The 16,534-nt window shown below is 45.5% G+C and carries 16 protein-coding genes; 13 read left to right on the forward strand and 3 right to left on the reverse strand.

The window, feature by feature from the left end; genetic code table 11:
* Nucleotides 1-19: 19 nt before the first annotated feature.
* A complete protein-coding gene (locus ACMN7X_RS10870) occupies nt 20-1,063 on the forward strand; it encodes a virulence RhuM family protein (RefSeq protein WP_418747489.1) in 1,044 nt (347 codons plus the stop codon).
* 80 nt (nt 1,064-1,143) lie between these two features.
* On the opposite strand, the gene ACMN7X_RS10875 is transcribed toward ACMN7X_RS10870, so the two are convergent.
* The 3 genes from ACMN7X_RS10875 to ACMN7X_RS10885 all read right to left on the reverse strand — a co-directional run bounded on the left by ACMN7X_RS10875 (nt 1,144) and on the right by ACMN7X_RS10885 (nt 3,558).
* Complete coding sequence (locus ACMN7X_RS10875; protein WP_418747490.1) at nt 1,144-1,899, reverse strand: amino acid ABC transporter ATP-binding protein; 756 nt, start codon at nt 1,897-1,899, stop codon at nt 1,144-1,146.
* The gene (locus ACMN7X_RS10880; protein WP_418747491.1) at nt 1,880-2,581 is read right to left on the reverse strand and encodes an amino acid ABC transporter permease; all 702 of its coding nucleotides are present in this window, start codon (nt 2,579-2,581) and stop codon (nt 1,880-1,882) included. The genes ACMN7X_RS10875 and ACMN7X_RS10880 overlap by 20 nt, the downstream gene beginning before the upstream one ends.
* 62 nt (nt 2,582-2,643) lie before the next feature.
* On the reverse strand, nt 2,644-3,558 hold the full coding sequence (locus ACMN7X_RS10885; RefSeq protein WP_418747492.1) for an ABC transporter substrate-binding protein: 915 nt from the start codon (nt 3,556-3,558) through the stop codon (nt 2,644-2,646).
* A gap of 334 nt (nt 3,559-3,892) precedes the next feature.
* Here ACMN7X_RS10885 and ACMN7X_RS10890 point away from each other — a divergent pair, with 334 nt between their 5' ends.
* From ACMN7X_RS10890 to ACMN7X_RS10945, 12 genes are all read left to right on the forward strand, one after another.
* Nucleotides 3,893-5,254, forward strand: a complete 1,362-nt coding sequence (locus ACMN7X_RS10890) for an MATE family efflux transporter (RefSeq protein ID WP_418747493.1) — start codon at nt 3,893-3,895, stop codon at nt 5,252-5,254.
* 8 nt (nt 5,255-5,262) lie between these two features.
* On the forward strand, nt 5,263-5,421 hold the full coding sequence (locus ACMN7X_RS10895) for a hypothetical protein (protein ID WP_418747494.1): 159 nt from the start codon (nt 5,263-5,265) through the stop codon (nt 5,419-5,421).
* Nucleotides 5,412-6,269 (forward strand): sugar phosphate isomerase/epimerase family protein, encoded by an 858-nt coding sequence (locus ACMN7X_RS10900; protein ID WP_418747495.1) that lies wholly within the window; start codon nt 5,412-5,414, stop codon nt 6,267-6,269. Before ACMN7X_RS10895 ends, ACMN7X_RS10900 begins: the two co-directional genes overlap by 10 nt.
* The gene (locus tag ACMN7X_RS10905) at nt 6,262-7,104 is read left to right on the forward strand and encodes a sugar phosphate isomerase/epimerase family protein (RefSeq protein WP_418747496.1); all 843 of its coding nucleotides are present in this window, start codon (nt 6,262-6,264) and stop codon (nt 7,102-7,104) included. The genes ACMN7X_RS10900 and ACMN7X_RS10905 overlap by 8 nt, the downstream gene beginning before the upstream one ends.
* Before the next feature lie 13 nt (nt 7,105-7,117).
* Nucleotides 7,118-8,086: an SIS domain-containing protein gene (locus ACMN7X_RS10910; RefSeq protein ID WP_418747497.1), complete on the forward strand. Its 969-nt coding sequence runs from the start codon at nt 7,118-7,120 to the stop codon at nt 8,084-8,086.
* Between the two features lie 15 nt (nt 8,087-8,101).
* Nucleotides 8,102-8,962, forward strand: coding sequence for a PfkB family carbohydrate kinase (locus tag ACMN7X_RS10915; RefSeq protein WP_418747498.1), 861 nt, complete (start codon nt 8,102-8,104; stop codon nt 8,960-8,962).
* Nucleotides 8,952-9,758: a fructoselysine 6-kinase gene (gene frlD / locus ACMN7X_RS10920; RefSeq protein ID WP_418747499.1), complete on the forward strand. Its 807-nt coding sequence runs from the start codon at nt 8,952-8,954 to the stop codon at nt 9,756-9,758. The genes ACMN7X_RS10915 and frlD overlap by 11 nt, the downstream gene beginning before the upstream one ends.
* Before the next feature lie 20 nt (nt 9,759-9,778).
* A complete protein-coding gene (locus ACMN7X_RS10925) occupies nt 9,779-10,630 on the forward strand; it encodes an amidohydrolase family protein (protein WP_418747500.1) in 852 nt (283 codons plus the stop codon).
* A gap of 6 nt (nt 10,631-10,636) precedes the next feature.
* Nucleotides 10,637-11,068 carry a secondary thiamine-phosphate synthase enzyme YjbQ gene (locus tag ACMN7X_RS10930; protein WP_418747501.1) on the forward strand — a complete coding sequence of 144 codons (432 nt, stop codon included), beginning with the start codon at nt 10,637-10,639 and terminating at the stop codon, nt 11,066-11,068.
* Nucleotides 11,069-11,224: 156 nt separating this feature from the next.
* A complete protein-coding gene (locus ACMN7X_RS10935; RefSeq protein ID WP_418747502.1) occupies nt 11,225-12,322 on the forward strand; it encodes a DUF7604 domain-containing protein in 1,098 nt (365 codons plus the stop codon).
* 214 nt (nt 12,323-12,536) lie between these two features.
* Nucleotides 12,537-12,752, forward strand: a complete 216-nt coding sequence (locus tag ACMN7X_RS10940) for a hypothetical protein (protein ID WP_418747503.1) — start codon at nt 12,537-12,539, stop codon at nt 12,750-12,752.
* The gene (locus tag ACMN7X_RS10945; RefSeq protein WP_418747504.1) at nt 12,749-16,459 is read left to right on the forward strand and encodes a DUF7604 domain-containing protein; all 3,711 of its coding nucleotides are present in this window, start codon (nt 12,749-12,751) and stop codon (nt 16,457-16,459) included. Before ACMN7X_RS10940 ends, ACMN7X_RS10945 begins: the two co-directional genes overlap by 4 nt.
* Nucleotides 16,460-16,534 lie beyond the last annotated feature (75 nt).

A 16,534-nucleotide genomic window follows, 5' to 3' on the forward strand; every position in this document is an offset into this window, starting at 1 on the left:
GACAGGGAGGTGATACATAATGAATGAAAATCAGAAGCTTATATACAAGGAAAATAAACTGCAAATTCGCAATAGTACCGTTGATTTCCTTGTATTTACGAAAGATGCTCATGAGGATGGTATTGAAGTACGGGTGCAGGATAACGATGTATGGTTGACACAGAAGGCTATTGGACAGCTTTTTGATGTGGATAGAAGCGTTGTTACCAAACATTTGAAAAATATATTTGAAAGTGGTGAATTGGACGAGAATGCAGTTTGTGCAAAATTTGCACAAACTGCGGATGACGGAAAAACCTATCAATATAAGTTTTATTCGCTGTCAGCTATCATCGCTGTTGGCTATCGTATTAACTCAGCTAGGGCTATGCAGTTTCGCCAATGGGCAACGAAGGTTTTGGATACATTTACAAAGCAGGGTTATGTGCTGGATAAAAGCAGGCTGATTAACGGACAGATTTTCGATGAAGACTATTTCGAGCATTTGATTTCTGAAATTCAGGAGATCCGTGCCAGCGAACGGCGATTCTATCAGAAGATTACGGATATTTATGCCACTGCTGTTGATTATTCTTTAGATAGCCGTATTACAAAAGACTTTTTTGCGACTGTTCAAAACAAGATGCACTATGCCATTCACGGGAATACTGCAGCAGAGGTGATTATGGCGAGAGCAGATCACAAAAAGGAACATATGGGATTGACATCATGGCGTAATGCTCCCGATGGTAAAATTGTAAAGGCGGATGTATCAATTGCAAAAAATTATTTATCCGTCGATGAGATACAGGAACTAAACGAGATAGTTACTATGTATTTGGATTATGCAACAAGACAGGCCAGACGACACATCCCCATGACAATGGCAGATTGGGCATCTAAATTGGATGCTTTTCTGCAATTCAATGATGCAGAAATTCTGCAAGACAAGGGCAAAATTACAGCCACAATTGCAAAGGCTTTTGCAGAGAGTGAATTTGAACAGTACAGGGTAATTCAAGATCGCCTGTATCAGAGTGATTTCGATCGCTTAGTTGCCGGCACAGAGTTAAACATTAAATAAAAATTGAAATCACCAAAATCCCCTCTATATTTCCTGAAAAACCGTTTCAAGGTTTTGGAGGAAATATAGAGGGGTTCGTTTTACAGCACTTTATTTAGAAAATCTTTAAGTCTTGCGTTTTTCGGATTCGCAAAGAATTCTTTCGGTTCATTTTCCTCCTGAATAATTCCCTGGTCGATAAAGATGACCCGGTCGGACACTTCGCGGGCGAAGCCCATTTCATGGGTAACAACAACCATGGTCATGCCATCCTCGGCCAGTTCCTTCATAACATTCAGAACCTCGCCGACCATTTCCGGGTCCAATGCGGAGGTTGGCTCATCAAATAGAAGAATGTCCGGATCCATAGCCAATGCGCGGGCAATGGCAACACGCTGGCGCTGGCCGCCGGAGAGACGCACCGGGTATTCGCCGGCCTTATCCTTTAAGCCGACCCGGTCGAGGAGTTTTAATGCCCGCTCTTCGGCCTGGGCTTTCGGAATTTTTTTGACATTAATAGGTGCAGCAGTGATATTCTGCATAATGGTCATATTGCTGAACAGGTTAAAGTTCTGGAACACCATTCCGATTTTCTGACGGATCTTATCGATATCGGCGCCCTTGGTATTGATCTGCTGGCCTTCAAAAATAACTGCGCCGTCGGTTGGCTCTTCCAACCGGTTGAGACAGCGGATAAAGGTACTTTTGCCGGAGCCGGACGGGCCGATCACTGCCACAACCTCGCCTTTATGGATATCGATATCGATGCCTCTGAGAACTTCCAGATGTCCGAAATGTTTTTTCAGCCCGCGCACCTGCAAGAGGGCTTCATCTGTTTTAACGTGTGACACTTGCATTCAGCCTCCTTTCGATGTAGGCAACCAGTTTTGACAGAGGGAATACCATAATAAAGTAGATAATAGCTACGATAACATAAGGCTCCAATGTCCGATAGGATATGGAAACGACGTCCTTCGCGCAGAACATCAACTCGCTGATGCCGACGAGAGAGACGATGGATGTTTCCTTGATAATAGATACAAATTCGTTCATCAATGCCGGAAGGATATTCCGGAGGGCTTGCGGCAGTACAACCATTTTCAGGGTTAAACCGTGGGACATGCCGAGGCTTCGGGCCGCTTCAATCTGGCCGGAATCGACAGCGCCGATACCGCTTCGAACAATCTCAGCCACATAGGCAGAGCTGTTGAGAACAAGGACAAGCAGTCCCCAGAAGAAACTGTTGAAGTCCTTCATAAAAGGAACATTTATTTTAATGCCGAAAGCTGCGGCACCAAAATAGATAACCATAACCTGCACCATCAATGGTGTGGAACGGAAAATTTCAATATAAATACTGATAAGCCATTTTAACGGCTTAATTTTGGACATTTTGCCGAGGGCGAATATCGTGCCGAAAATGGTACTCAGGATAACCGTGATCAAAGATAAGATTAAAGCCATCTTGGCGCCGCCGAGGAAATGTCCGGCATACTGGGAAAATATAGAGGCCATCGTGCCTGCGGAGAATAGATCCATTTTAAACCCCCTGAATATGTAAAAAAAGGTGCTGCACTAAAGACAGCACCTTATTGTGCGAGTTACTCGTTTTCGCTTAATGAAATCTGAAGATCAACAGCTTCTTCATACCATTTCTGCATGGAGCCGTCATCAATATATTTCTGAATAAGTTCATTCAGATAATTTGTTAAATCATCGTTACCCTTCATAGATGCGGCACAGTTTGCAGGTTCGTCACCATCTAACATTGGAACAACGAAAGCTGTTTCCAGATCGTCATTCTGCTGTGCGTAAGCATAAGCGTTGTCATAATCCATGATAGCGATATCAATGTTGCCGGCTTTCAGATCCATGACAACATTTGGAATGGTTTCCAGATAACGGCCGGTACAATCCGGATAAAGTGTATCGGCAACTTTCTGCTGGTAGCTGCCCTTCTGAGCGCCCATGGTTACACCGGCAACCATAGCGCTTTCATCTTTGAATTTATCTACATCTTCTTTGCGTACTAAGGACATCTGTCCGTTAGACAGGTAGGAAATAGTAAATGTAAAACTCTTCTGGCGTTCGGCATCCGGAGTTAATGCCGCGAAGGCAACATCATCAAGTCCGGCCTGAACACTTGGAAGAACGGAGTCAAAAGCCATATCGTCGATCACACATTCAACGCCCATCTCATCAGCAATCGCTTTAACGAGAGATGGCTCAATACCTACGATGTTTCCGTCGGCATCTTTAAAAGCGTAAGGAGCAAAAGTAGCTTCTGTAGCGATACGAAGTTCGCCTCGTTTCTGAATCTCAGCAACGGAATGATACTCGATATCGGTTGCTTTGTATTCGGAGTCGGCAGCAGCTGTTTCGCCGGATTCAGCAACGGATTCAGCAGCGGATTCAGCAGTTGTCTCAGCAGTTGTTTCTTTCTTTTCACCGCCGCCGCAGGCTGTACAGCCGAGGGCGAGAACAAGTGCAAGGGTTAATGCAAGACATTTTTTCATAATTTTCACTCTCTCCTTTGTTTTTTGCTTTCATTTCAGCAAATCGTTTATGATTCTAATTTTAAATACTTATGCAGTCAAAGTCAATAATCATTCATAAATTTTTAGGTTTTTTTACATATTTATGAGCAAAGAGTCATTGACTTTTCAGATAATTAATGATATTTTATTCTGGTAAAATAAAACATTTTACCTTCCCTCACCACCGGGTGAGAGGGCAAAAAGGGTATTCAAAATTTCGCCGTAGGTATAGTGTGCAGCGGGCGTGCTACAAGGCGATATTCTGAATGCCTTTTTTTTCGATTAGCTTTGATGATCAGGGGGGTTGATTTTTATGAAAAAAACATCCGGCAGAGATATTATTGAAGGAAGCATCTGGAAAAGTCTTTTGCTCTATTTTTTTCCGATATGGTTCGGATCTATTTTCCAGCAGATGTATACGACGGTGGATGCGGTAGTTGTCGGGCGATTTGTCGGAAAGGAAGCGTTGGCGGCCCTTGGAGGGACGTCGGGCCTTCTGGTTGATTTATCAGTGGGCTTTTTTATCGGAGCTTCGGCGGGGGCCGGAGTTGTCATTTCCCATTGCTATGGGGCAGGGGATAGGGAACGTCTGAAATATTCAATCTATGCCTCAATGAAATTGGCGCTGATCTGCGGTGCGGCGCTGACAGTTGTCGGAATCCTGGTGACGCCAATGGCCCTTCGCTGGATGAATACGCCGGCGGATGTCATTGAGGGAGCAACGATTTATCTTCGGGTTTATTTTTGCGGGGTTATCCCATCACTGCTTTACAACATGGGTTCCAGCGTACTCCGGGCCGTCGGGGATGCGAAACGGCCGTTGTATTTTCTTATATTTACAACGGTGGTCAACATCGGTTTGGACGTACTTTTTGTTGCAGTCTTTAAAATGGGCATATTCGGCGCGGCTTTGGCTACGATTCTGGCCCAGGCGTCCAGCGCGGTGCTGGTGCTGCGGACACTTTTAAATACAAATGAAAGCTATCGCCTTGTGCTTGGGGGCTGTGAGGTTTACCCGGAAGTTTTTCAGCAGATTGTACGATTGGGTCTGCCATCCGGTTTTCAGTACATGCTTTATACAGTTTCCAATCTTGTGGTACAGGCAAAGGTTAATCTGCTTGGAACAGATGTGGCGGCGGCCTGGGCGGTCATCAGCAAATTGGATGGCGTGTTCTGGCTGACGATGACAGCCTTTGGAACAGCGATAACAACTTTTACCGGTCAGAATTATGGCGCGGGAAAAATGGACAGAGTACATCGGGGAATGCACGTCGGCATTGTACTTTCCTTTGGCCTGACGGCGGGGATCTGTCTGCCGCTCCTTATTTTTGCGCGGCCGCTCATCGGCATTTTTTCAACGGATGAAACGGTATTGGCCCTTGGACTCCAATATACATTTTTCCTTGTTCCTACCTATTTTACATATACGGGGACAGAGTTGCTCGGTGGAGTCATCAAAGGCACCGGAAACAGTTTTGTGCCGATGCTGATCACGGGCGTCAGCGCTTTTGGGATTCGAAGCCTGTGGGCGATGTTCGCTCCGATGTTCTGGCCGGGAATGAAAACGATTATGATGAGTTATCCGATTTCCTGGTCAATATCAACGATTTTATTTATTATATATTATACCTTGACGCGCGGAGCTCGACGGAGCGCGCCCATGCGGAGCATCTGACATACGGGATGCCCGAAAGGGTATACCTTGACGCGCGAAGCTCGACGGAGCGCGCCCATGCGGAGCATCTGACATACGGGATGCCCGAATGGGTATATGTTGACGCGCGGAGCTCGACGGAGCGCGCCCATGCGGGATGCCAGAAGGAGGGATTAAATTGGCAGTAATTCACAGAAAGCAGCTTTCGGCGATGGGAATTCACTATTTATATTATCCGTTGGATTATATGCTGGATGCCCAGGCAAAGGCGGGATTTCAAACGATTGAGCTGGTCGGAATGGCGCCTCATTTTCTGATGGACCATACCGGATTTCAGGCGACGGCGCCGGTGCGTAAAATGGCAGAGGACCGGGGACTTACGATAGGCTGTTTCACCCCGGAGTGCGCGGTATATCAGTATTTGATGTGTGCGCCGGATGAAGGCTTTCACCATCGCAGCATGGAATACTTTAAGCGGGGCCTTGAGGCTGCGGGACAGCTCGGGGCGGCAAAACTATTGACGAACTGTATCGGCGGAACCTGGGATGAAGATTATGAGCGGGTTTATGAGCGGGCCGTGAGGAGTTTGAACCTTTTAGCAGCTACAGCGGCAGACTATGGAGTGACGATCGCCGTGGAAACGGTTCGGCCGGAGGAAAGTAAATGTATTATTACACTGCCCGGATTAAAACGGCTGCTTGGTGATGTCAACCATCCGAATGTCAAAGCCGGGCTGGATACTATTGCCATGGGCGTGGCCGGAGAAACGCCGGAGGAATGGTTTAAAACTCTTGGAAAAGATATCGTCCATACCCATTTTGTGGATGGCCGGCCTTACGGCCATCTGGTTTGGGGCGACGGCCTTTTTCCGCTGGAGGGCTATCTGAATATTTTAAATAAATATCATTATGAAGGTCTGCTCAGCCAGGAAATCACCGATTTCCGGTATTTTGAGGATCCGGCGGCGGCAGATGCAAGAAATTATCGGGCATTTGAGCCTTATATTTTAAAGGAAGGGGATGAAGCGGATGTCTGAACCGGTACTTCGGCGGGAACAGATCGCCGGCATGAATATTCATTATTTAAATTATTCGCTGGATTATTTTCTGGATGCGCAGGAACGGCTTGGCTTTAAATCCCTGGAGCTGTGGTGCGGCGCGCCCCATGTCTGGCTGGACCATATGCGCTATTATAATGCAAAAGAAATTCAGAAAAAGATTAGGGACCGGGGACTTCAGGTACAGGTTTTAACGCCGGAAAATTGTCTTTACCCCTATCAGGTGGCCGCGAAGGAGCCGGAGCATATCGAGCGGAGCTTCAATTATTTTAAGAACGGTATTGCGTTGGCGGAAGAACTCGGCTGTTCGATGATGGAGATCAATTCCGGGTGGGGCTATTGGAATGAGGACAGGGAGGAGGCTTGGAAGCGGAGCGCAGAGATGCTGTCCCGTCTGGCGGAGGTGGCCGGGCAGCACGGCGTCACCCTTGTCATGGAGTCCCTGCGGCCGGAGGAAAGTCAGATCGTGACAAATCTGGCACAGGAAAGACAAATGCTGAAAGAGGTCGACAGTCCATGGCTGAAACCGATGGCGGATTTATGCGCTGTCAGTGTGGCGGGGGAAACGCTGGCTGACTGGTTTGAAGCCTTTGGCGACGACTTGAAACATATGCACTTTATCGATGGTAATCCTTATGGACATTTGATCTGGGGCGACGGCAGTCACCATCTTGGGAAGGAGATTGCCGTGCTGAATCAGTATGGATATTCGGGCTTTCTCGGACAGGAAATTACCGATGGGCGTTATTATGAGGATCCAGCGGCTGCGGATTTCAGGAATATGAAAAATTTTGAACGATATATCAATGAATGACAGGAGGCACATTATGGACGCAAAAAGTGTGATCAAACAGGTGAAGGAACAGAAAAATGAGATCCGCCAGGTTTACTGGGTAGCCTGCGGGGGCAGTTTGGTGGATTTATATCCGGCCCATTGCATGCTCATGGCTGAAAGTACTCTGGTGGAATCCGGCATTTATACAAGTAAGGAATTTATTCTTGCCACACCGAAAAAATTGGGTGAGCATAGTCTGGCGATTCTCTGCAGCCATTCCGGCGGCACGAAGGAAACGCTGGATGCGGCGGAGCTTGCCCTGTCCAGAGGGGCTGCGGTCGTTATGATGACGAATCATCCGGGCAGTGCGGCGGACAGCGACAAATGGATTTCCTGGATCTATCCGTGGGGAGAAAATTTAAAAACTTCTGAGATTCCGAGCGGGATCAGCCTTTCCCTTGCGGCGGAGCTTATGGCGGCCCAGGAGACTTTTGCGGCTTATGATGCGTTGATGAAAGGCATTGAAAAGATGGATGAAATTGTGGCGAAGGCGAAGGTGCGCGTCCGCGAAGAGCTTTGCGGCAGATTTGCCGAAATGTGCAGACAGCACGAATTTTTATACATTCTCGGAAGCGGCGCCAGTTTTAGCCAGACTTACGGTTTTGCCATCTGCAGCCTGATGGAAATGCAGTGGCAGCATTGTGCCTATATTCACAGCGGCGAATATTTCCATGGCCCGTTTGAAGTGACAGAAAATGGCGTATTTTATTTCCTGCAGAAGAGTTCGGGAAAATGCCGTCCGATGGATGAGCGGGCTGAGGATTTCTTAAAGACCCATACGGATTGCCTGATGATATTGGATGCGCTGGATTATGGCATGGACGTCATCGACCCGGCAGTGCGGGATTATCTGGACCCGGTACTCTTTTATCCGATGAATTGTGAACTTCGTTCGGCCCGCGGCAAGGTTTTTGATCATGATGTGGATTATCGGAGATATATGGGTAAGGTTTCCTATTAAAAAGAGAGGTGCGTTATGATATATCCGGTAAAAGTATTGGGCTTCGGCGATAATGTTGTTGATAAATATGAACATATAAAAATGATGTATCCCGGTGGAAATGCGGTCAATTTTGCGGTATATGCAAAGCAGTTCGGCGCGGAGAGAAGCGCCTATATGGGTATTTTCGGCAGTGATAAGGAGGCTGAGCATGTCATTGCATCGTTGGAAGCGGAGCAGATCGAGCTGGTGAAATGTCTCCAGGTGATCGGGGAAAATGGCTGCTCGAAAAATACGGTGATTAACGGCGACAGGGTGTTTCTTGAAAGCAACGAGGGCGGAATCCGCGGGGATATGCGCTATGCGCTGAATCGATTTGATCTGGCGTATATCCGTCAGTTTGATGTGGTTCATACGGGAAATTACTGTTTTACGGAAAGGGAACTGCCGAAAATCAAGGCGGCCGGCGTGCCGGTCAGTTTTGATTTTTCTGATGATTCAGAGGACGCTTATTTTGAAGCGGTGGCCCCTTGGGTCACTTACGCCTTTCTTTCCTGCAGTGATCTGGAGGAGGAAGAAATCCGGGAAAAGCTGAAATGGATCGCATCTTTGGGGCCGGCCTTTGTCTGCGCCTCCCGGGGAGCGGAGGGATGCGTTGCCTTTGACGGAGATCAATATTATGTGCAGCCGGCGATGCCGGTGGAAAAAATGGCGGATACGATGGGCGCCGGGGACAGTCTTTTGACGTCCTTTTTGGTGGGCTATCTGTCGGCTAAAAAAGCAGGTCAGCCGAATGATACGGCAATCGCGGCATCCCTGAAAGCGGCGGCGGCCTTTGCCGCCCGGGTTTGCGGGATCGACGGCGCCTGGGGATATGGGGTGCATTATGATGACTGAGAAAAAAGTTGCGGCAGTGGGATTTTGCTGCGTGGATGTTTATGAAAATATAAATGAATGGTATGCGACGGGAAACGGCATTGACTGGGGAATTCATTTGCGGAGAATGGGAATTCCAGTCAGTGCGGTGAGTGTGGTTGGAAATGATCGTTATGGCGAGGCGATGAAGGAGGCGTTGTCCGCAGAGGGAATCGATATTTCCCATCTTCGGACAGAAGTAGGGGATACTTGTGTTATGCGTATGGAGCTTCGAAATGGCGTTGACCGGGTACATCTGGGCTCCATCGACGGCGTTATGGCGGATTATGCGCTGACCGATGAGGAATTTCAGTTTGTTGCGAAGCATGACTTACTGCATACGGATTTATTTGGAAATGTGCTGTCCTATCTTCCGGCATGGAAAGCGGCCGGGGTTAAAATTCTTATGGATTTCTCTGTTTTTACAAAAGATGCAGACTACCATTGTATGGATATTTTTCCATATGTAGATTATGTGTTTTTTTCGGCGGACGGTATCGAAAAAGAGAAACTGAAAGACTGGATGAAAGAAATTTATGCCTGCGGTCCCACATTGGTGACGGCAACTTTGGGCGAGGAAGGCAGTCTCTGTTATGATGGCCGGCAGTTTTATTCCCATGGCATCGTACCGGCAAAGGTGGTAAATACCGTCGGCGCCGGGGACAGCTATATTGCCGGATTTACCTATGGCCTGCTTCAGGGCGAAACAGTTCCCGAGTGTATGGCCCGGGGCGCAGAACTTTCGGCAAAGGTTATTTCCGGTTTTAAACCCTACTAAAATTGAAGGAGGAAACTTAAATGGTTATAGATATGCACCTTCACCCGATTTTTTATAAACCGATTTGTCAAAATGCGGATGAACTGGAATTTCGAAAAAACAGTTTCGGTGTCTGGAAGCAGGGGCCGATGGACTGGGATGAAGTATTTGTCGAAATGGATTACGGCGGTATTGAGAAATCGGCGCTGCTTCCTCTGGATATTACGACAACAGAGGGCGGATATATAGTGACAAATGAGCAGGTGGCAGAACTTCAGTCGATTTATCCGGATCGCCTCATCGGTTTTGCCAGTGTGGATCCGCACCGCGCCGATGCAAAAGAGGTGTTGATCCATGCTTTTGACGATTTGGGGCTGCAGGGGTTAAAACTTAATCCGTCGAAACAGAAATTTTATCCGACAGAGGATTTTATGGAGCCGATTTATGAAATATGCGAGAGCCGGAATAAGCCGATCATTTTTCATGCGGGAACATCCTGGGAGCCGAATACGCCGGCCGAATATTCCCATCCGCTGGCGTTTGAGAAAGTATTTATCCGCCATCCGGAGCTGCGCTGCTGTCTGGCCCATTTTGCCTGGCCGTGGGTGCGGGAGATGGTCATGCTGATGATCAAATATCCCAATGTGTATACAGATACTTCGGTTTTATATATGGACTCTCCGGAGGAATCCATGGAACGGTTGTTTACGATAGATATGGGGCCTCACTGGTATGAGCGGGGATTTGGCAGACAGGTGATGTTTGCATCCAATACGCCGAGATTCCGGGCGTTTAAGTTGAAACGGGCGCTGGATAAAATACCGATGCGGGAAAAGGCGCGCAGAGACCTTTATTCCGGAAATGCAATTCGGTTTTTGACCGGGGAGAGGTAGGAAACTATGGTTGTTTTAAAGAAAATTCATCGATTGAGTCAAAATGTGGAAGAATATATAAATATTACCGAAGAGGTGCACCGCATTGTGGAAGAGAGCGGCGTTAAAAACGGCCATGTGGCAGTGATGACCGCTCATACGACAACAGGGATCATGGTTAATGAGGCCCTGCCATGTGTGGAGACCGATATCAGTGAGCTGTTGGAGAAAATCGTCCCGCTGAATGAGCCCTATGCCCATGCTCATTTCCTGCCGGATTACGGTGCGACGGGCAACAACTCCCAGGGACATTTAAAAAGCATGCTCATGGGAAATCACTGCATGTTTCCTGTTATTGACGGGAAAATTGTCTGCGGCGGCGCCCAGGAAATCTATTTGGTTGATTTTGACGGGCCGCAGGCCCGAACGGTTTATGTGGAAGTTATGGGCGAGGCCTGAGAAAGCACGCTTTGCACGATAAAGGATAAGAACAGGATAGCATCAATAAAGCCCGGAAAGGGCTTTGATGCTATCCTGTTTTATCTTTTGTATACCTTATCGCGCAGAGCTTGACGAAGCGCGCCATGCGAAGCATTTGACATACGGGATGCCCGAATGGGTATGACATATGAGATTACCATGAATATTTCTCCTACACAAAAAGCGGTTGACGAATATGCTTCAGACGGTTATCCGCATACAGGAGATTCCGGGACAGATGCCCCTGACGTTGCTGAAGCTAATTATACCTCATCGGGGAAAAAGGGATTTTATTCAAATAGTTCTGCAACAGTGGAATATACTTATAATGACGCACCTGCTGAAAAACCTTATTATATCGATGAATATGACAAACCGGTAGTGCAGGTGTCGACAACAAAATCGATTGAGATTGTAAAAAAATGGGCGGATGCAGATAACGCATATAACACCAGAGATGGCGTTGAGCTTGAGTTTAAAGTACAGCAGTGTGTACCGCAAGAAGGTGTGGTTGAAGCAAACTGGGAATGGACAGATTATAAAACCGAAACAATGACAGTTGCTAAAGCCGATTCAGACCCATCTATTTGGAAACTTACAGTTTCTGACTTGCCGCTGAAGAATGAGCAAGGAGAGAGCTTTGCATATAGGATAGTGGAAGTAAATTGTCCGGATGGCTATACAGAAAGTCATACAGGTGATTATCAGAAAAATGTAACAAATACATTGAACTGGAAGATTATTAAGCAAAGCACGAGTGTTGAAAACGGAGAACATGTAAAAGTTTCCGGAGCAATCTTCAGTGTGACAGCAGAATCCGGAAACGTTGTATATTATGGAAAATCAGGCGATACCGGCGAAGTGGTATTCTATAAAGCGGATCAGTATGATTCGACGAAAAAGGATTTAATAGAGAATCCACAGTCAACAACGCTTGATGATGGTAAATATACATTGCAGGAAATTAAGGCCCGGCCGGGATATGCGCTGGATGACACAAAATGGGCATTGGAAATTATTGACGGTGTTGCAAGTATCAAAGTCAATGGCGCAGAAAAAGGAGCATATGATACGGAAGAAAAATGCGTCATCATTGCAATTGATAACACCCCGCTTTATGAACTCCCGAGTGCAGGAGGCCCGGGCATTTACTGGCATTTGATTGGCGGTATATTGCTCATGATAGCGGCAGTAGTGATATTGTATAAAAACAAACGCAGGGAAACATATTGACTTTAATTGAATCAAAAGCGCTGTGGTTAAAAAAACCATGGCGCTTTTTTATATAAATGATAAAAAAACATAGCGGGAGTACAGATTGAGATTGGATTAAGATTTGCGTATAGTATTCTGTCTCCAGAATATAGATAATACCGTGTTGAAATGTAAAAGTACATGAAATAGATAAAGGAAATTCATCTATTGAATGATGGGGGTTGACTGATATATGCCAGGAAAGAACATAAGAACATTTATTATACAAGTCAAAGGGACTGTCAATGGTACATGGCAGGGAACGGTAGACTGGGTAGAGGAAAATGAAAGGGTTGCATTCAGAAGCGCCCTGGAATTGATTCGGCTGATGGATTCATCAATTAGTATTCAGGAAGAGAAAAATAGAGATGAAAAGAATAAGTTTTTTGAACGGGAGGAACAAGTATGAAATTATTGAAGCGGGTACTGTCTATATTGTGTGCTATATTGTTGGTTACAGATATATGTCTTGCCAGCTGCTTGAATGTTTATGCGAGAGAATACTATAGAGCGGATGATGTGATCGTGGATGAGAGTCAGCCGGAAGCAATGTTATTGAATGCGGAAAAAATGGTTCCTGAGAGTGAAGCGGCGGCCGTTCAGCAATTAGAAACACCGGCAGCTGAAACCGTGCAGACGGAGGCAGTAACCGAGTCTGAGAGCGCAGAGACTGCGAAGGAAACAACGTCAGGCGAAACGCAGAACAGCGCTGAGACGGAAACGGATGACAAACAGAGTTCATCTGAAAGCCAGGATGAAAATATTAAAGAGACTAAAGAAACAAAGGAAACTAAAGAGACAGAAGAACCTAAGGAGACAAAAGAAACTGAAGGTAAAGAATCGGAAGAAGAATTCGTTCCGACGATGGAATATGAAGACAGTGATGTAAAAGTTCATGTTGCAGCGGTTGCTCCGAATGCAATTCCGAAGAATGCAGCACTGAAGGTAGTTCCGATTGTTGAGAGAACGCCTGCAGCAGGAATGACTGCAGAGGAAGTTGCAGAAATCCAAGACATTAATAATCAGTACAAAGAAGTTGAGAGGAAACTTGCAGAAAAATCTGAGAATGAAGAATATGATATCACCGGCTTCCTGGCATATGATATTACCTTTGTAGATAAAGACGGAAATAAAGTAGAGCCAAAGGGCGAAGTTAAAGTTTCCATGGATTATAAAAAGGCAATCATTCCGGCAGAAGCAGCAAAGGCAGATGCGGAGGTTACCGATGTCACCGATGTTACAGTAATGCATTTTGAAGAGGATGCCAACGGACAGGTTAAAGATATCGTTGATATGGTTGCAGATGAAACCGAGGAAGCGATCGTTCAGACGACGGAAAACGCAGAAGTGCAGAAGACAGAATTTGTGACAGACAGTTTTTCTACGTTTACTATTACATGGAGGGAATACTGGGGCAATGTTAATATTACTGTACATTATGTAAACACGGAAGGTAAAGAGATACCTAATGTTACTGGGGTTTCTCCAAATTTAAGTGATGAAACAGGTGAAATTGACTTAAACAATGATGTTTATAAGATAAATATTTCTAATTACACTTTTCAAAGAATATCCGTAGGTTCTTTTAATGGAACAGCCATACAGAAAATAAGACGGAGTCCCGGTCAAAAATATCAAGTACAATATCTTGCGGATGGCGGAACGGTGTGGACGGATTGGATATACTTTGGGTATTCTTATCCGGCGGAAGGTGATATTTATTTTGTTTACGAAGGACCAAAAACCGGCCCAATCACGCCAACTGACAAAACACTTATTAATGAAAAATATGTAAATGCCAACTCTGATGGTACATATGATTTAACGCTGGACGTATCTGCGCAGATTGGCCGTCCGGAGGACAGGGCAAAACTGGATGTTTTGTTTGTGTTGGATATATCGGGTTCCATGGAATATTCTATGACCGAAAATAAAAATGATCATTGTGCAAGATTAAAGGCGGCAAACGCGGCAATTAAAGCGGCGATTGACAAAATAAATGAACATAATCCGGATGTACAATATTCTTTGGTGACTTTCAGCGAAAAAAGGGCAGAAAAGGATTATTGGGGTAATCCGGCGGATCCTACTGCGGGAGAAAATGATTGGACACATAGTATAGATACTCCGTGGAATGATGCAGATATACGTATTGGCTGGACAAAAGATGCTGCTACATTACTCTCAAAATTGCCAGACCCTGAGAAGCATACCGCCACAGATGCAAGCACTAGTTGGCAGCATAGGGAGGTTTATTTAGGAACCAATTATGAGGCGGGATTGATGAAGGCGAGAGATGTTCTTAATAGCGAGGGCACACGTTCAGATGCAACACAAGTTGTAATTTTTGCTTCAGATGGTGATTGCTCAATGTATTATGATACGGAGGGTAAATCAACAGGTGTAGGCAGTGGATACGATTCTAATGGTATGACGGCAGCACAAAATGTATTCAAAACTCTGAAAACGGATTATTTCTATACGGTTGGAATTGGCCCGAAGGACAGCTATAAGAATTTGTCGACATTGACATCTCCAACGATAGTTCCGGCTGGAATGGGTACAGGAAATTATATTGGAACGAACGATACGCAGCTGGCAAAAGACTTCGAGGAAATTGCTGAAAAAGTTGTTAGTTATGCAAAAAGAGTTCCTTGCTCAAATGTAAAAATTACGGATAAGTTGAGTGATAAAGCAGTAATAGCCGGTGATGCTGTGGAACTTGAGATTTTTGTAAAGGAAAAAAATACGAGTACTTCGTTGACTCCGGTTCCGGCGGCTGATTCTTCCAAGAATACAAACTATGCTGAGTTGACTTTGAATCCAACGACATTGAATCCGGCTGAGTATGAGAATAAGGATGGAACTAAGACTCCGGCAGATTTGACATTAAAAGCATATTATTATCCTGAGACGACCACGATTGAACTGGTTTTTCCGGAAAAATATCAGTTGGAACCGAATTATTTCTACTATATTAAGACGCGGATTAAACCGTCGCAGGGCGCTTATGATTATTTTAAAAATCATGATGGTGTATATCCGGATACAGGAAGTGAGAACACGGATGAAAATCCGGATCCTGAGCATACGGGGGAAAATACAGTCAATGAGGGGACTTCATCAAATGAGAAGGGCTTCTATTGTAATGATGGTGCAACTGTAAGTTATAAATTTAATGACACGACACCATGTACTGAGGAGTATCCAAAGCCTGTTATTCAGGTTAAGACGACCAAAAATATCACAGTTACAAAGGTATGGCAGGATGGGGACTATAACAGCAGTTATAACATTCGCCCGGATAAGATTAGCTTTACTTTGGAATATTCTAAGGATGGCGGAGAAACTTATAGCTCGTATCCGAATGAGGCAAATCCAACTACTTATACCATGGATATAGCGGATGCTGCAAATCCGGATTCCGGCATGAAAGTAGAAGGTAACTGCTGGTATTACGAAGTTAAAGATTTGCCTGTTCAGTATACATATCGGGTAAAAACGGAAATTGGCGTTCCGGGCGGCTATAATGCAAGCATTAATGATACTACCATAACAAATACATTAGATTGGAAAATTATTAAGCGAAGCAGTGAAGTGGATGCGAATGGAGATTATCAATTGCTTGATGACACGGTTTTTTCCTTGACAAAGACTCATGAGCTGGATGGGACAACCGTAACAGGTGAGACCCTTGAATCAAATGCGCCGGACGGTAAATATTTTGGCGTATCTCAGCCAACAACCGGAGAACTGAAATGGTTTGACTCCTATAGTTCGGCTTCGGGCGCAAGTTCGCCATTGAATGACCCTATTCCGGATGGCATCTATGAGTTGAAGGAAATAAAAGCCCATGTTGGTTATGCTTTGAGTAGCAAGACATGGACATTGCGAGTGAGAAATGGTGTTCTGGAGGAAGTAAAAGAAGATGGTAAGTCATTGACACTTACGGCTTCAAGAGAAGACGGAGTCAAATTATATATTGAAAATGAACAACTATATGAACTCCCGAGTGCGGGAGGCCCGGGCATCTACTGGCATATGATCGGCGGTATGCTGTTTATGATGGCGGCAGCGCTGATCGTATATAAGACAAGATGCTTAAGGAGACTGTGAAGCAAGAGATAAAAACAGAGAAAGAGGTGGCCGAAGCGGCATTTGATTTCAATTTAAATAATTTCAAAAAAATCC

It is taken from the genome of Frisingicoccus sp. (assembly GCF_048388605.1).
Taxonomy (GTDB): Bacteria; Bacillota; Clostridia; order Lachnospirales; family Lachnospiraceae; genus Frisingicoccus.

What these genes read in the sequence shown, in the direction of transcription:
- ACMN7X_RS10870 (WP_418747489.1), top strand. Translation starts at nt 20, where the DNA reads ATGAATGAAAATCAGAAGCTTATATACAAGGAAAATAAACTGCAAATT.
- ACMN7X_RS10875 (WP_418747490.1), bottom strand. Translation starts at nt 1,899, where the DNA reads ATGCAAGTGTCACACGTTAAAACAGATGAAGCCCTCTTGCAGGTGCGC.
- ACMN7X_RS10880 (WP_418747491.1), bottom strand. Translation starts at nt 2,581, where the DNA reads ATGGATCTATTCTCCGCAGGCACGATGGCCTCTATATTTTCCCAGTAT.
- ACMN7X_RS10885 (WP_418747492.1), bottom strand. Translation starts at nt 3,558, where the DNA reads ATGAAAAAATGTCTTGCATTAACCCTTGCACTTGTTCTCGCCCTCGGC.
- ACMN7X_RS10890 (WP_418747493.1), top strand. Translation starts at nt 3,893, where the DNA reads ATGAAAAAAACATCCGGCAGAGATATTATTGAAGGAAGCATCTGGAAA.
- ACMN7X_RS10895 (WP_418747494.1), top strand. Translation starts at nt 5,263, where the DNA reads ATGCCCGAAAGGGTATACCTTGACGCGCGAAGCTCGACGGAGCGCGCC.
- ACMN7X_RS10905 (WP_418747496.1), top strand. Translation starts at nt 6,262, where the DNA reads ATGTCTGAACCGGTACTTCGGCGGGAACAGATCGCCGGCATGAATATT.
- ACMN7X_RS10910 (WP_418747497.1), top strand. Translation starts at nt 7,118, where the DNA reads ATGGACGCAAAAAGTGTGATCAAACAGGTGAAGGAACAGAAAAATGAG.
- ACMN7X_RS10915 (WP_418747498.1), top strand. Translation starts at nt 8,102, where the DNA reads ATGATATATCCGGTAAAAGTATTGGGCTTCGGCGATAATGTTGTTGAT.
- frlD (WP_418747499.1), top strand. Translation starts at nt 8,952, where the DNA reads ATGATGACTGAGAAAAAAGTTGCGGCAGTGGGATTTTGCTGCGTGGAT.
- ACMN7X_RS10925 (WP_418747500.1), top strand. Translation starts at nt 9,779, where the DNA reads ATGGTTATAGATATGCACCTTCACCCGATTTTTTATAAACCGATTTGT.
- ACMN7X_RS10930 (WP_418747501.1), top strand. Translation starts at nt 10,637, where the DNA reads ATGGTTGTTTTAAAGAAAATTCATCGATTGAGTCAAAATGTGGAAGAA.
- ACMN7X_RS10935 (WP_418747502.1), top strand. Translation starts at nt 11,225, where the DNA reads ATGGGTATGACATATGAGATTACCATGAATATTTCTCCTACACAAAAA.
- ACMN7X_RS10940 (WP_418747503.1), top strand. Translation starts at nt 12,537, where the DNA reads ATGCCAGGAAAGAACATAAGAACATTTATTATACAAGTCAAAGGGACT.
- ACMN7X_RS10945 (WP_418747504.1), top strand. Translation starts at nt 12,749, where the DNA reads ATGAAATTATTGAAGCGGGTACTGTCTATATTGTGTGCTATATTGTTG.